At 61.1% G+C, this 15,779-nt stretch carries 14 protein-coding genes; 8 read left to right on the forward strand and 6 right to left on the reverse strand.

The annotated features are described in order from the left end of the window. Window positions 1-188: 188 nt before the first annotated feature. The 6 genes from P0111_15430 to P0111_15455 form a co-directional block, all read right to left on the reverse strand. Window positions 189-2,537 carry a TonB-dependent receptor gene (locus P0111_15430; GenBank protein ID MDF0645421.1) on the reverse strand — a complete coding sequence of 783 codons (2,349 nt, stop codon included), beginning with the start codon at window positions 2,535-2,537 and terminating at the stop codon, window positions 189-191. Window positions 2,538-2,648: 111 nt separating this feature from the next. Next, the gene (locus P0111_15435; protein MDF0645422.1) at window positions 2,649-2,972 is read right to left on the reverse strand and encodes a hypothetical protein; all 324 of its coding nucleotides are present in this window, start codon (window positions 2,970-2,972) and stop codon (window positions 2,649-2,651) included. Next, a complete protein-coding gene (locus P0111_15440; GenBank protein ID MDF0645423.1) occupies window positions 2,969-3,535 on the reverse strand; it encodes a TlpA disulfide reductase family protein in 567 nt (188 codons plus the stop codon). Before P0111_15440 ends, P0111_15435 begins: the two co-directional genes overlap by 4 nt. Then, entirely contained in the window at window positions 3,525-4,763 is a 1,239-nt protein-coding gene (locus tag P0111_15445; protein ID MDF0645424.1) for a sialidase family protein, read from the reverse strand. Before P0111_15445 ends, P0111_15440 begins: the two co-directional genes overlap by 11 nt. A 121-nt stretch (window positions 4,764-4,884) precedes the next feature. Continuing rightward, window positions 4,885-5,991: a TonB family protein gene (locus tag P0111_15450; GenBank protein MDF0645425.1), complete on the reverse strand. Its 1,107-nt coding sequence runs from the start codon at window positions 5,989-5,991 to the stop codon at window positions 4,885-4,887. Between the two features lie 131 nt (window positions 5,992-6,122). After that, window positions 6,123-6,422: a hypothetical protein gene (locus P0111_15455; GenBank protein ID MDF0645426.1), complete on the reverse strand. Its 300-nt coding sequence runs from the start codon at window positions 6,420-6,422 to the stop codon at window positions 6,123-6,125. A gap of 212 nt (window positions 6,423-6,634) precedes the next feature. Here P0111_15455 and secA point away from each other — a divergent pair, with 212 nt between their 5' ends. The 8 genes from secA (at window position 6,635) to nuoE (ending at window position 15,744) form a co-directional block, all read left to right on the forward strand. Continuing rightward, window positions 6,635-9,355, forward strand: a complete 2,721-nt coding sequence (gene secA, locus P0111_15460) for a preprotein translocase subunit SecA (GenBank protein ID MDF0645427.1) — start codon at window positions 6,635-6,637, stop codon at window positions 9,353-9,355. Window positions 9,356-9,687: 332 nt separating this feature from the next. Continuing rightward, the gene (gene vapB, locus P0111_15465) at window positions 9,688-9,933 is read left to right on the forward strand and encodes a type II toxin-antitoxin system VapB family antitoxin (GenBank protein ID MDF0645428.1); all 246 of its coding nucleotides are present in this window, start codon (window positions 9,688-9,690) and stop codon (window positions 9,931-9,933) included. Further along, window positions 9,930-10,328, forward strand: a complete 399-nt coding sequence (locus P0111_15470) for a type II toxin-antitoxin system VapC family toxin (protein ID MDF0645429.1) — start codon at window positions 9,930-9,932, stop codon at window positions 10,326-10,328. Before vapB ends, P0111_15470 begins: the two co-directional genes overlap by 4 nt. Window positions 10,329-10,954: 626 nt before the next feature. After that, window positions 10,955-12,220 carry an SAM-dependent methyltransferase gene (locus P0111_15475; protein MDF0645430.1) on the forward strand — a complete coding sequence of 422 codons (1,266 nt, stop codon included), beginning with the start codon at window positions 10,955-10,957 and terminating at the stop codon, window positions 12,218-12,220. Further along, entirely contained in the window at window positions 12,213-12,584 is a 372-nt protein-coding gene (ndhC, locus tag P0111_15480; protein MDF0645431.1) for an NADH-quinone oxidoreductase subunit A, read from the forward strand. The genes P0111_15475 and ndhC overlap by 8 nt, the downstream gene beginning before the upstream one ends. Before the next feature lie 184 nt (window positions 12,585-12,768). Further along, on the forward strand, window positions 12,769-13,248 hold the full coding sequence (locus P0111_15485; protein ID MDF0645432.1) for an NADH-quinone oxidoreductase subunit B: 480 nt from the start codon (window positions 12,769-12,771) through the stop codon (window positions 13,246-13,248). A gap of 85 nt (window positions 13,249-13,333) precedes the next feature. Beyond that, complete coding sequence (gene nuoD / locus P0111_15490; GenBank protein ID MDF0645433.1) at window positions 13,334-15,085, forward strand: NADH dehydrogenase (quinone) subunit D; 1,752 nt, start codon at window positions 13,334-13,336, stop codon at window positions 15,083-15,085. Window positions 15,086-15,207: 122 nt separating this feature from the next. Beyond that, entirely contained in the window at window positions 15,208-15,744 is a 537-nt protein-coding gene (nuoE, locus tag P0111_15495) for an NADH-quinone oxidoreductase subunit NuoE (protein ID MDF0645434.1), read from the forward strand. Window positions 15,745-15,779 lie beyond the last annotated feature (35 nt).

The following is a 15,779-nucleotide window of genomic DNA, read 5'->3' on the forward strand; positions in this document are numbered from 1 at the left end:
AGGCGAGGCGTACTCTGTGCCGCACGTTGAGCCTCTAAGCGATGCGAGAACGCCGCTGGCGGACTTTTTCCGCATCCTTCTAGATGCTGGACGGACGGTCAAGAGCCGATAGCTTGGACTATACGGTGAGGACGGCGTGAAATCAACACGACGAGGATCTCAACAAGGCGCCACTCTCCAATATCTGTTCAGAACAGGCCCAGCGTGACGCCGCCGTAGATCGCCCGTCCGTAACCGGCGAAGAACAGCTGCTGCGCGGCCGCTTGCGCCGCCGTCTCGCCCGTGACGACCTGGCCGGAGGCGGCATACTTCATGTCGGCGATGTTGTCCACCTGGACATACAACTTGGCGAAGCGGAACCAGGAGCTGTTCACCTCGATATTCTTGTGAATGTTCGCCGTCCCGATGAAATAGGACGGGATCCCGACGGTATTGTTGTTGTTCAAGAAATAGCTGTTGGCGTAGTTACCCTCAAGCCAGCCTCCCCACCCGCTCGGGTGATGGTCGTATTCCACCTTGAGGTTCAAGATGTCCGTCGGCACGTTGGGAACCTTCTTGCCGTCCCGGCTCAGAAATCCCGCAGCGGTCCGGTCGGTGAAATTGGTGTAGGACGCATCGATGTGGGTATAGGCCCCGGAGAGGCGCAGGCCCGTCAACGGCCGCCAGTCATATGACGCTTCGATCCCGCGATACTGGGACGCGTCGGCATTGACCGACGCCGTGTTGCCGCCCGAGATGGTCTGGGTGATGATCTCGTCCTTGAAGAACGTCCAGAATCCCACCAACTGAACGGTCAGATCCTTCGTGAGCTTCGATTCCGTACCGATTTCATTATTCCAGTTTTTCTGCGGCTTCAAATCGAAATTGGATCCCGGCAGTCCGGTAATCGGATCTCTGGTGAGCTGGCCGAACTGCGGAATCCCATAGCCGGTCGAGCTTCGGACCCAGTGGCGATAGGCCTCGGCCGGCTTCCAAGTGACTGAGGCTTCCGGCGCCCAATTCGTGAAGTTTCTGGTGAGGCTCGGCCGGCTCGCCACGGCGCCGGCGTTGTTGTAATTGATCGTGTCGATGCTCACCAGCGACTGCTCGAATCCGAGGCCCAGCGCCGCCGTCCACTTGGGCACGAATTCCAATTCCTCCCGCACACGGCCGCCGATATTGTTGATGCGTCCCCGGTTATTCTGGAGCAGCGTCCCTCTGGTTCCGTATCCGGTTGCAAGATTCTGAAAGGTGTTCCCTTCCTGTTCCATGTTGTTCAGGAAGAAGCCGACGTAGCTCTTGAGCGGCATCTGGCCGAGGCTGCCGTCGTGCCGGAGATCCGCGTAGGTCTTGTAGTTCGGATTCACGTTGTCGAAGATCTGGGAAAAATACTGATTGATGTCCTTCAGGTCATAGTCCGCTTCAATCGTCAGGACCGTGCTGGCGTTCAACTGCCGTTCATACAGGCCTCCCACTATCGTCCGCCGATCGACGCGTCCTTGATTGAGGGCGACGGCATTGGCGCAGCCGGGATTGTAGGTTCCAGAAGCGCAGGTGGTCTGCGAGCCTCCGGCCTGGCGATCGTCCGCAATGAACTGAGCCTGGGTCAGCCTAGTCGGCACCCGGGTGTCGAGCCAATTCGTGATCGCCTTGAAATAGAAACTCTGGCGGTCGTCGACGTTGAAACGGAAATTGAAGTTGAGTGTTTGCGTATTATAGTTGCTGTGTTGGATGAATCCATCTTCGGCCGCGTTGCTGGCGAACATGGAAAGATCGAGGCGGTCGGTATGCTGGCCGACGGCCAGCGCCTGTTTGAAGTAGCCGAACGAACCACCGGAGACGAACGCCTCGACCCCGTTGATATCGCTGCCGCGTCTGGTCCGGAAATGCACCATGCCGCCGAGCGCGTAGTTGTCGTAGAGCGAAGAGGAGGCGCCGCGTGTGACTTCCACCGATCGCATGAACCAGGGATCCTGAATATCGAGCCGCGACAGGCCGTCGGACTGTGTTTGACTGATGCCGTCCTCGTACACCTTGATGTCGCGAATCGCAAACGCCGTCTTGGCGCCCATCCCGCGGATCATGATGCTGAAGTCTCTCGGCCCGTTCGCTTGCCGCAGCATGATGCCGGGCAGCGACTGAATGGATTCCTGCATCGTCCTGGTCGGCTGGGAGTCCGTCTCCGCCGACACCGTCGAAGATATCGACACCCCTTCAGGGCGCTTCTGTAGACGGTTGCTGACGATGCTCATGTCGGCGAGTTCGAATTCCGGGAGCGCCTCATGCGGCGATTCCGGCTCTTCGGCAGCCACGTGTTCTTTCACGATGGTCGGACGCTCCGATTCCGGATCGGCCCGCTCCTTCTTTTGCTGTATCTCCTCGAGCTCGTGGAGAATCCCCTTGAGTTGCTCGCGCAATTCCTGCTCCCGCTGAGAAGGCGGTTCGGAGGCGGGCGTCTCCTGAGCCCACAAGCCGTTCCCGCAGACGGTGCCGACCGTCACCGCCAGGGCGGCGGCCGCCGACAGTTTTCGCACCACGACCCCGATTCGTATGGACATGACTGGACACTCCTTGCAATAAACGGATGCGGACAGACGGCCGGATGCGCCGCAGTCGGACGTCACCCCGCGAGCGTCGAGAACGGCCGACCAGACGATGACGATGGCCGGTCAGCGAGGAGGAGCGCGGGACAGGGAACCGGGGGAAGAAAAGCGGGCATGCAAGGTCAGGGTCAGCAGCGGCAACAACAGGAGGAACGTGAACCACAACTTTGCCGGCGCGATGAAGAGGCCGGCCACGGCGGGGTTCGCCTGACACGCCCAGGCGCACAAGGCGGAATGGGACACATGCGAGGGACTGTGATGCTGCGACGTCGTCGTAGAGGACGCGGTCGGCTCGGCGGTCGGCCCCGATAAACACGCAGCCGCTCCGATGGTCAGCACCAGATAGAGCACGGTCATGGCGCCGGCAAGAGGCGTAAGCAGGCTGGTCATGGACGCTCTTCGAGGAGATGCCGTACGAGGGCGACCGATTCGTCGCTGTCCCAGGCCCTCGGTCCCACCGCTCGTCCGGACACCCGACCGTCCGGCGCGATCAGCACGGTTGTGGGTAGCCCCCGCACCATGAAGGTCCTGGACACCTCCTGATCCTCGTCGAAGAGAACCGGCAGGCTGATACCGAGTTGACCGAAAAACTGGCGAATACCCTGCGGATGCCGATCCGCCGTGACCGTCAGGATTTGGACCTGCGCGGGATCGAAGCGGGTCTGGAGCCGCGCCAACGACGGCATCTCCTCCTTACAAGGGCCGCACCAGGTTGCCCAGAAATTGAGCAGCACCACCTTCCCGGCCAAGTCCTGTGACCGGTACGACCGGCCGTCCAACGTGGTGAGATCGAACGGCGTGACCGACGCGCGGGTCGCCGATGGAGTGACGCGGAGCGCCGTAAACGGATCGGCGGTCGCCGCACCGGCCATGCCTGCGGGATCGGCGGCCACGAACATGAGCGCGCCGCCGATCAGTCCAAGACCGAGCCAACGCACCGCGTCACGGACCATGAGCGGCCTCCGCCTTTCCGACCGTCGTTTGCACCGGAGCCAACTGCATGGTCTGGACGACCAGCCGATGGGCGGGCATCGCATGTTCTTTCCATCCGATGACGGCTGAACCCGACGCATTCACCGCTACCGTCGGAGTCTGTCCGTTTTTCTCGTTGACCTTCATCGGCGCGCTGAAGGATTCGCCGCGATCGAGGGATCGGCTGACGACGACCTCGCGGCGGACCGGCGATTGCTCTTCCCACACCACCACCACGCGCCCTTCGGAATCCACCGCCATTTGCGGATGATCTGGGAACGTTCCCTTGGAGCGGTTCAGTTGCTGTTTGGGAGAAAAGGTCCGTCCCTGGTCGTCGGAGTAGGCCAGGTAGATCGACGGCGTCTCGTCTGCGCCCTCCGTGTACCACACGACATACAGGCGCCCCAACCGATCCACGCCGAGCGAAGCCGGACGATGCGGGCAGGCAGGGTACATCCACCGATCGTGTCCCACAATGACCGGGGCGGAAAACGTGTCTCCCCCATCCGTCGATCGAGACACGACGATCTCGCGGACATGGCCTTCGAAGATTTTCCGCCAGGCAAGATAGACCACGCCGTCGCCGGAAGTCGCCAAGGCGGTGCGGCAGCAGACGCAGGTGTCGTCATCCACCTTGCGATTCTTAGTGAAGGTGCGCCCGTGATCCGCCGACTTGGCGACGAACGTCCCCGGCTCCTTCTTTCCCTCACGCCCATCGATCCATGCGACATGCACCGCACCGTCCGGGGCGACCTGCATCGCGTCGAACGAATGATTGATCACCTGCCCATCGTCGTTGACCAGGACCGACGGGGCGAATGTGCGGCCTCCGTCACTGGAGCGGCTCAATCGGAGTTCGCTGGAGAACGGCTTGTCCGGGGTCATGTTCGGATGGGTCAGCGCCCAGGTCACGAAGACGTCGTTCCCGCGTATCACCAGCGCGGGCGCTTCTTGCCGGTAGTACGGATTCTCGGACGGGTCGTTGACCCGCGCCGGGGAACCGAGCGGGCCTCCCGGCTCCTCGGAGCGCGCAAACCGGATCGTCCGGATGTCTTTGTCCTCTTCGACCCAGGCGGCGTACACGATACCCGCCCCGTCGATCTGCACGGTCGGACCGACGACGTTCTTCACCTGATGAACCGTCACATGTTTGGAACCGAAGGCAGCCGGTGAACCGGACTCGCCGGCCCAGGCGATCGAGGCGAGCATCGAGAAGGTCGCGAGCCAGAGGGGAAGCCGTCCTAAAATCTGGCCCGAAATCCGGGGTGATATTGGGCTGGTGTCGTGACACATCATGGCTTGTAGTTCTCGAGTCGCGAACCTCGCCGCATCAATTCGCCAAGCTATAGACGATCGGCAGACTCACGACGATCTGCGGTTTTCCCAACTCATGCTTCATATGGAGCGGGCAAGCCAGCTTCACCGCCTCCATGGCCGCGGTATCGAGCACGCTGTGGCCGGAACTCTTCTGCACCGTCACCTCGGCCAGATGCCCGTCCGACCGAATGACCGCCTTCAGGACAACCTTGCCCTGCAATCCGTTCATGCGGGCGGAGTGCGGATAGCGTTTCAACTCGGCGACTCGCCGCCAGAGTGATTCGGCCAGCCACCGGTGATCCGCTTTGGCCTCCGGCATTCCGGTTGCGGCCTTCGCCGTGACTTGCGGCGTCTCGACGGGGGCGGATGCCGACGCCGGTGAGCCCTCGGTGTACTGGGATGTCGGCACGGCAGCCGGAACACTGTGCTGGAGCGTGGTCTCGGCGGCCGGTGCCGGCATGGCGGGAGTCTCCGCCGGAGCGAGCGAGGGCGAGGGCGCGGCCACGGCGACCTGCTCAACCGCTTGGGCAGGCGTGGCCGGCGCGGAGGCTTCCACCGGGACGACCGGGCGATGCTGCGCCACCGCCGTCTCGGTATGCACCGGTTCCACAGGTTTCACCTCCACCGTAGCAGGGATCGTCGGCTCGGCGGTCGGAAGTTCCTCGACCTTCTGCGCGATCGGCTCGACTTTGTGCTGCGCGACCTCGACCTGACGCTCGACCGGCTCCGGCTTCTGTTGGGGCGGCGGTTCCACCTTTTGCTCGACCGGCCGGGGTGTCTCGATCACCGGATGGACCACTTGAACGCTTTCCTGGGGCGCGACGCGATGGACCGGCGTCTCAGGCGCAGGGGCGGGAGCGGGCGGAGCCGAGGTCGGTCGAGCCTCGGGTTGTACCGGCGTGACGACGGACTCGGTGTTGACCGGAGCGGGAGTCGGAGCAGGAGTCGGGGTCGGCGCCGGGGCATCGACGAGCGCCACCTCCCAATGGAACGTCTCTTTCTTCAACGCCGGGTCGAGCCGTGCCAGAAACGCCAGCGTCAGCCCAATCACCGCCGCGTGAAGCACGAGCGAGGCGCCCCACCCCGAGATGTGGAAGCGATTGTCGTGTGTGGAGGTCATGGCCGAACCACCTTGGTTAATCAGCGAACGAATTGGTGCCGAACCCGACAACTTGTTGGAATCATCCACCGGCACAGCCACCTTCAGGTTGCGCCGAGCCGTACCGGCGTGGATGCGAGAAATCGCGAGGCTTAGAGTGGAGGGCCCCGGGAAGGAACGACGGACGAGAGAACGGTTGGAAGATGATCGTGAGAGTACTGCTCGGTCTGAGCGATCGGAGACCGCTCGACCAGGGGTGGCGCGACGGCTGCGTCCAACACATGACCGGCCACACACATCCAGGAACAGAGCGCCGTGCCGTGAGTGGCCTTCTGATGGTGTGCGTGCTGGGATTCGTGGGAGATTGATTGAGCGGACGCCAGCCCCCCCACCGTGAGGATACAGAAGACGACGAACCAGGCAACGGATTGTGCGACCACCCTGGGCATCATTGAGAAACTCGACAGGAACTCGATCCGAATCGACCGGTAGGAATGTTACGGGACGCGCCGGGGAGGAGTCAAGACAACGCGGCGGTCGGGGTCGAATCTCGATAGGATTCGGAAAATGTTTGCTGTATACTGCGGGACGGCTTTCGACCCCAATCGTCGCGATCCATTAGGACATACGTAGACCAGGCCCGGCATCGGGCCTGAAATCGAACATGCTGACACAACTCCTGAATCTCGTCTTCGGCAGCAAGAATGACCGTGAAATCAAGGCGTTGATGCCGGTTGTGCAACGGATCAACGGATTGGAAACCGAGTTGACCCCGCTGTCCGATCAGGCGCTGGCCGACAAGACAGAAGCCTTCAAGAAGCGTCTGGCCGCAGGCGAGCGCCTGGACGACATTCTGCCGGAAGCGTTCGCCGTGTGCCGCGAGATGTCACGCCGGAAGCTCAACATGCGTCACTTCGACGTGCAGTTGATCGGCGGGATGATCCTGCACCGAGGTCGCATTTCGGAAATGAAAACCGGAGAGGGCAAGACCCTCGTCGCGACGCTCCCCATCTATTTGAACGCGCTGGAAGGCAAAGGGGCCCACCTCGTCACGGTCAACGACTACTTGGCCAAACGAGACGCTCAATGGATGGGGCAACTCTACCATGCCCTCGGGCTGTCGACCGGCGTCATTCAGCACGATGCCTCGTTCATCTTCGATCCGACCTACGATGCGTCGGACAAACGGCTCCAACATCTGCGTCCTTGCACCAGACCGGAAGCGTATCGCGCCGACATCACCTACGGGACCAACAACGAATACGGGTTCGACTATTTGCGGGACAATCTGGTCGTCACCGATCTGAACCAGTGCGTCCAGCGGGAGCTGAACTTCGCGATCGTGGACGAGGTCGACAGTATTTTGATCGACGAGGCGAGGACCCCCTTGATCATTTCGGGCCCGACCGATCAGACCACCGACCTCTACTACCGCATCAATGCCATCATCCCGCAACTGAAGATCGAGCAGGATTACACGATCGAAGAAAAGACCAAGACCGCCTCGCTCACCGAGGACGGCAACGTACGGGTCGAACACCTGCTCGGCGTGGACAATCTCTACGATCCCGCCCACATGGACTTGGTGCACCACGTGGTCAAGGCGTTGCAAGCGTACGCGCTCTACAAACGAGACGTCGACTACGTGGTCAAGGACGGCGAGGTGATCATCGTCGATGAATTCACCGGACGCCTGATGCCGGGCCGCCGTTGGAGCGACGGGCTTCACCAGGCGGTCGAAGCCAAGGAAGGCGTGAAGATCGCCAACGAGAATCAGACCCTGGCCTCGGTGACCTTCCAAAACTATTTCCGAATGTACAAGAAGCTCGGTGGCATGACCGGCACGGCCGACACCGAGGCGGCGGAATTCGCGAAGATCTACAATCTCGACGTCAACGTCGTCCCGACCAACCGCAAGATGATCCGGCTGGACTACGCCGACGTCGTCTATCGCACCGAGAAGGAAAAGTTCGCCGCGATCGTGGAGGAGATCAAGGAATGCCACGAGCGCGGACAGCCGGTGCTGGTCGGTACGATCTCGATCGAAAAATCCGAGAAGCTCGCCGGCATGCTGAGCCGCAACGGCATCAAGCACAACGTGCTCAATGCGAAGCAGCACGAGCGAGAAGCGGAAATCGTCGCGCAGGCCGGGCGCAAGGGGGCCGTCACGATCGCCACCAACATGGCGGGCCGCGGCACCGACATCCTGCTCGGGGGCAACGCCGACTTCATGTTCAAGCAGGTCCTTTATCGCGAAGAATCCCTTCCGGACGAGCGGAAGCTCGCCGTCTTCGAGGAGATCCGGGCGGATTGCGAAAAGAACAAGCAGGACGTGGTCACGCTCGGGGGGCTCCACATTCTCGGCACGGAACGGCATGAAAGTCGTCGCATCGACAATCAGCTGCGGGGCCGCGCCGGCCGACAGGGCGACCCGGGATCCTCCCGGTTTTATCTGTCCCTCGAAGACGACCTGATGCGGATTTTCGCATCCGAACGGGTCTCGCAACTGATGCTCAAGCTGGGCATGGAAGAGGGCATCCCGATCGAGCACGGGATGGTCACGCGCGCCATCGCCAACGCGCAGAAGAAGGTCGAGGCCCACAACTTCGAGATCCGCAAACAATTGCTCGAATACGACGATGTCATGAACAAGCAGCGCGAGGTGATTTACCAGCACCGTCGCGCCGTCCTCGCCGGCAGCCACCTGAGCGAAGACATTCAGGACATGATGGACGGTGTCGTCGAATCGGCCCTCACAGTATATTGCCCCCCCGAGCAGTACCCGGAGGAATGGGACCTCAAAGGCCTGACCGACATGATGCAGGGGCAGTTCGGTATCGACATCACGCACGGCAAAGACGACGGCGGTGAAGCGTTGCGCGACCTGGGCCGCGATGCGCTGTCGGAGGATCTTCGCGCCCAGGCACGCGAGACCTATAAGCGGAAGGAACAGGATCTGGGGTCGGACCTGCTGCGCTTCCTCGAAAAGACCTTCATGCTCCAGGTCATCGACCACCATTGGAAGGATCACCTGCTCGCGATGGACCATCTCCGCGACGGGATCGGATTGCGCGGGTACGGACAGAAGGACCCGCTCATCGAATACAAACGCGAGGGCTTCGACTTGTTCGCGGGCATGATGGAGCGGATCAAGTCCGACACGCTGGACCGTCTGTTCCACGTGCAGGCCGTCCGAAACGATCCGGAGCACACGGCGCCCCCGCCGCCCCCCATCATGACCCGCCCGCAGCCGAAGCTCACGCTCAACAGAGGTGAGGAACCGGTGGGGTCTCAGACCGTGCACCGCAACGACGACAAAGTCGGCCGCAACGACCCCTGCCCATGCGGCAGCGGGAAGAAGTATAAGAAATGCCATGGGGCGTAGGAAACCAGGCTCGTTAGTCCTCTCCTGCTCAGACGCTCCGGCTCGACCGTACTAAGTCTCTTCCGGCTCAGCGGCGGAAACTTGTTTCGTTCCTCGCGTGGCGGAACGAAACGTCGAACATCCGCCGCTGTCGACCTTCGGCGACCGCCGGAATTCGACAAGTACGGTGCCCTCGCCTCCGCGATCCGCGAAACCGGACTCACGAGGCCGGTCAAGCAAGAGACGAAGAACCGCTCGAGTTGCTACGAGGAGCTGGCAGGGCCTAGACGGTTGACAGGGAAATCACACGGTGTATATCATCGTGTATATACATTCCGCTTGATGACATTGCTATGACCTCTCGAAAAAAGACCAAACTCTTCATGAGCGGCAACAGCCAGGCGGTGAGAATTCCTCGCGAGTTCCAGTTAGAGGGTGACGAAGTCGAAATTCAACGAAGGGGCAATACGCTCGTCATCCGGCCGAAGAAGCAGACTTGGCAGCGCTTCGCGGAGTGTCTCGCCAGGTTTACCCCCGATTTCATGGAGGAAGGCAGAGTCCAGCCTCCCTTGCAGAAACGCAAGCGGACCCTCGCATGAAGGTGATGCTGGACACCAACATCTGCATCTATCTCATCAAGCAACAACCTCCTGCGGTCATTGAGCGATTCTTTTCCTATCCAGTCGGCGACATCGGGATTTCCAGTATCAGTGTCTCAGAGCTGGCTTATGGAGTGAGTAAGAGTCGCCACTCCACCAAGAATCGGCTCGCGCTGGAGCAGTTTCTCGCCTCGCTGGAGGTGACCTCTTTCGACCGAGAGGCGGCCTTTTCATACGGTCGATTGCGATCCCAACTGGAACTGAAGGGGAGCCTTATCGGTTCGATGGATATGCTCATCGCCGCCCATGCGCTGAGTCTGGGAGTCCGGCTCGTCACCAACAACCTCAGGGAGTTCCGGCGCGTCCCAGGATTACGGGTCGAAAACTGGGTATAGAACCAGGCTCGCTGCGCCCGCCTCTCTCCCGCGCGTCAATTCGACCGTTCTAGTCTCACACCTGCTTGGCATCGAAACTCGTTCCGTTCCATGCTTGCATGAACGGAACGTCGAACATCGATGCCACTCGCAAAAGGCGAGACGCAGTCGCTCGACAGAACGGTGCCCGAATTGCCGCAACGGTCGAGAGCCAGGCGCAGCGGGCGCGCAAGAGTAATGAAGATGGACGCCCATGTCGTCCGTCTCAGTCCGCATCCCTTCCAGGCGAGCCAAGATGGGTGGATAACAAGAAGAGTGATTGTCCGAGCAGCCGCGATTCGCTGAACCGGACTCACGTGGCGGGCTTAGGAGGCCGGAGAACCGACACCCCGAAAGGAAGAGCCTTGGCAGATTACATATGCATATGGAGGACAAACCGGACGCTGCAGCACTCGGGCAAGCCAGGAAGTCATTGTGTGGACAAGACGACACTTTCTCCCTGAAATCACCTTGACTTAGCGTAGTTCCAACGGCTACTCTAGCCCCCTCTTTTCTTGTGGTGACGGGTAAGATTTGCCCGACGGCTCTTGGTGTCTATACAAGAGCCGTCGCCGGTGCGGCAGTTCTCGCAGCAAGGAGTGCCTCCTGTGGCAATCACAGGCCATCCACAACTCACGGCCGCCATCGTCTCGGAGATCACGTCGTCGGGTCCGATGCCCTTTGTCCGATTCATGGACCTCGCGCTCTATCATCCTCAGTATGGGTATTACATGCGTCCGCCCGAAGCGGGTACGGAGCGAATCGGCTGGTCCGGGGACTTTTATACAAGCTCGGACGTCCATCCCATTCTCGGGCAGACACTGGCCAGACAGGCGCAGCAGATCGACGCGCTGCTCGGACATCCCGACCCTTTCACGGTCGTTGAAATGGGGCCCGGCAAGGGCCTGTTGGCTGCGCATTTCCTGTCCGCTTGTGAGGCAGAGGGATTCGATGTGTGGGGACGGCGCCTGCGCTACGTCTTGGTCGAACGAAGTCCCGCGATGCGCGCCGTCCAAGAGCATCACCTTCAACGCTGGTCGAGACGGGACGGGCTGGTCGCCTGGCTTGAGGACATGGCCCGTCTCCCTCAGGACAGGACGGTGGGTGTGATGTTCAGCAACGAGCTGATCGACGCGTTTCCCGTTCACCGCGTCGAAGTGTCCGGAGGGGTCCTCAAAGAACTGTTCGTGGACTACCAGGAGGGCCGGTTTGTCGAATGTCTCCAGCCACCGTCGGATCCGGCGCTTGCCGCGTACTTGGCGCGCCTCGACCTTGTCCTGCCGGAAGGCTATCGGACCGAAATCAATCTGCGCGCGCGCGACTGGATGGCCCGCGTGGCCGGCAGCCTTTCCCGCGGAGTGGTCCTCACCATCGACTACGGACACTCCGCGCAGGACCTGTACGGGCCGGACCGCGCCAGAGGCACGCTGCTCTGTTACCACTCGCAATTGACGTCCGAGGATCCGTATACGCGGGTCGGGCTCCAGGACATGACCTCCCACGTCGATTTCACCAGCCTGGCCTTGGCGGGACAGGAGGCGGGCCTTTCCCTGACGGGATTCACGAACCAAATGAGTTTTCTCATGGGCCTCGGCGTTGAGGAACTGATCGGCCGGCTCGAACCGGAAAGTCCTGAGTTGTTCGCCGCCCTGCACTTGCTCCAACCCAACGGCATGGGCCGGACTTTCAAGATCTTGGTGCAGCACAAGGCCATGACGGAACCGCAACTCGACGGGTTGACCTTCAAACCATTCTTCGGTGACGCGCTCACGCCGGTCAGCGAGCCTCGCGGAGACATGGGTGAGCTGACGAATGCAGAATTGTCCTGCGCTTCAGGCTTCACGCTTCACGCTTCACGAGGCCCGCATGGGTAGCGAATCGGTTCCTGCAAATTATCTTCCGATCCTGCTGTTCATCGGGATTGCGATGGCGTTCGGCGCCGTCTCGCTGCTCGCCGGCCGCCTCGTCCGGCCGAGCCGGCCGTATCGCGCCAAGCTCAGCCCTTACGAGAGCGGCAGTCCCTTGTTTTCCGACGCCCGCATTCAGTTCCCGATGCGATACTACATCATCGCCATGCTGTTCGTGATTTTCGATATCGAGGTCATCTTCATTCTGCCTTGGGCCGTGCGGTTTCAATCGTTGGGACTCCTGGGCTTGGTGGAAATGCTGGTGTTCATAGGGATTCTCTTGGTGGGACTCTGGTATGCATGGAAGAAGGGAGCGTTGGAATGGGACTGAGCGGGTCCTGCCGCCGACCAGCCCAGCCGGCTTCGCACCCCGCCCGGTGTGTGGCCCCGCTGCAGGCGGCTGGGCGCCCAGGTCGCCGTCACCCGCTCATCTCATTCTTTGAGGGGTGTGGAGAAACATGCCGAGGCCGGTCCTCGGCACTCAGCACTCAGCACTCAGCACTGGAGCGAGCGCGATGAGCTTTTTGGAACGACAGCTCGACGCGAACATCATTACGACCAATCTCGACGCGGTCGTGAATTGGGCCAGAAAGTCCGCCCTGTGGCCGATGACGTTCGGTCTGGCCTGCTGCGCCATCGAGATGATCGCCAGCGTCTCCTCTCGCTACGACATCGACCGGTTCGGGGCCGGCGTCTTTCGGGCCTCGCCTCGGCAGTCGGATCTCATGATCGTGGCCGGCACGGTCACGCGCAAAATGGCGCCGGTCATCCGCCGCATCTACGACCAGATGCCGGAGCCTCGGTATGTGATCTCCATGGGATCCTGCGCCACGTCCGGCAATCACTACAACAGCTACGCCGTCGTTCAGGGGGTCGATCAGATCGTGCCGGTCGATGTGTACGTCCCGGGCTGCCCGCCCCGTCCCGAAGCGTTGCTCGACGGGCTGCTGAAACTGCAGGAGAAGATCCAGCGGGAAAAAGTGTTCGTCAAATAGCGGCGCGGGGAACGACATCGGAACAGCCTCGGGGAGATTCCTTCGCGGTGCCGCCCCGAGGCTTGTCGCCGATATAAAGTGTGTCATGCAATCACTGATTGAAACGCTGATGACGCGGTTTCCCAAGGCCGTCCTGTCCGTCCAAGCGGACACGGAGCGATCGGAAGTCTCGATCGACGTCGCGGCGGAGCACATGCTCGAATTGAGCCGGTTCCTCCACGACGAGCCGGAAGCCTCGTTCAACCATCTCACCGATATCTGTTCCGTGGACTACCCGGAGGACCAACAGCGGTTTGAAGTCGTCTATCATCTCCATTCCCTTTCCAGAAACCGACGGCTCCGCCTGAAGGCGCGGCTGTCGGAAGCCAATCCGACGATCGCCTCCGTCACGCCCGTGTGGAAGGGCGCCGAGTTTCTGGAACGTGAAGTCTACGACATGATGGGCATACGCTTCGCCGGGCATCCGGACCTCCGGCGCATTCTCATGCCGGATGACTATGACGAAGGCTTTCCCTTGCGAAAAGACTTCCCTGCCGAAGGGCGCGGGTGGCGCAGCCAGTTCGACTTCATTCCCCGGCTGGACGAGCCGCCGTCCGACTCCGCGGACAGCGAGATTCCCGAGAGCCAGAAGCAGGCCTTTCGGGCCGAGCAGGAGCGACCGGGGTCCCTGCGCCGGGAAGAACTGCTGCTCAACATGGGGCCGCAACATCCCAGCACGCACGGCGTGCTGCGCGTCGTCTTGGAATTGGACGGCGAACGGATCGTGAAGGCCACACCCGATCTCGGTTACCTGCATCGGGGAGTGGAAAAGCTTTCCGAAGGGCTGGCCTACATGCAGATCATTCCTCATACCGACCGGCTCGACTACGTCTGCGCGATGGCCAACAATTACGCCTACGTGCGGGCCGTGGAGAAGCTGCTCGGGATTACGCTTCCGGAACGGGCGGAATACATTCGGACAATCGTGGCCGAAATGCAGCGGATCGTCGGACATCTGTTCTGGCTTGGCACGCAGGCGCTGGACATCGGCGCCATGACGGTCTTTTTCTGGACGTTTCGCGAGCGCGAGGTGCTGCTCGACCTGTTCGAGAAGCTCTGCGGCGCGCGCCTCACGCTGAACTACTATCGGATCGGCGGGGTGGACAGCGATTTGACGCCGGAGCTGATCCAACGGCTCAAGACCTTCTTGGCGACATTCCCCGACATGGTAAGGGAATACGATTCGCTGATCGCCTCGAACCGGATCTGGCTCGGGCGGACCAAGAATGTCGCGGTGATCTCGGCCGAGGATGCCATCAACTTCGGCTGCACCGGGCCGGTGCTGCGAGGATCGGGCGTCGCCTACGACATCCGCAAGGCCGAGCCGTACGGAGTGTACGACAAGGTCGACTGGGAAGTGCCGATCGGCAAAAAAGGCGATACCTATGACCGGTATTGGGTCCGGATGGAAGAAATGCGGCAAAGCGCGCGGATCATTCAGCAGTGTCTCGATCAATTGCCGCCCGGCGCGATCATGGCGGATGCTCCGCAGTACATTCCTCCGCCGAAGCCCCACGTCATGCGGGACATGGAGAGTCTGATCCATCACTTCATCATCTTCACCCAGGGACTGAAGCCCCCGAAGGCCGAGACCTATTGCGGGACCGAGGCGCCGAAAGGCGAGCTGGGCTTCTTCATCGTCAGCGACGGCTCCGCCCGTCCCTATCGGCTGAAGATCCGATCCCCTTCGTTCGTACATATGGGCGCCTTCGACCACATGGCTCGAGGCTATCTGATTTCGGACATCATCACGATTTTCGGCACGTACGATATCGTCATGGGCGAGTGCGACCGCTGAGACAGGGGATATTGAAAGGAGTTCCGTTCATGGTTCGACAGGCTCACCGCGAACGAACTTCTGGGACGCAACGCTAGCTATTCGACATTCAACATTAGACCTTGACCGTTCAGGATGCCTACATGTTGATGAAGAAATACAAGTCTGAGATCGAAAGCATCCTGAGCCGCTATCCGGTAAAACGGTCGGCGCTGATTCCACTGCTCTATCTGGCACAGCGGGATGAAGGCTACCTGACGGAAGCGGCAATGACCGAAATCGCCGGCCTCCTTCGGTTGACGCCGCCGCAGGTCTACGAGACCGCCACCTTCTATACCATGTTGAATCTCAAGAAGGTGGGGACGCACCACATTCAAGTCTGCAAGTCGCTAATGTGCGCGCTGGTCGGCTCGGACACCGTGATCGGCTGGATCAAGGCGAAGCTGGGTATCGGGCCCGGCGAGACCACGGCCGACGGTCTGTTCACCCTGTCCGCGGTGGAATGCCTGGCGGCCTGCGGGACCGGCCCGATGATGCAGATCAACGACGCCTATTACGAACGGTTGACCGAGGAGAAGGTGGATCGGATTCTGGCCGATCTTCGCACGACCGGGTCGAGCGCGCTGAAGAGCGGGCCGTTCATGTGGCCGGAACCGCCGCCCGCGAAGCAGGGGGTGTGAAGCGAGGCTCGTATCTCGTCGTTTGCGGAAACGAA

It is taken from the genome of Nitrospira sp. (assembly GCA_029194535.1).
GTDB lineage: Bacteria > Nitrospirota > Nitrospiria > Nitrospirales > Nitrospiraceae > Nitrospira_C.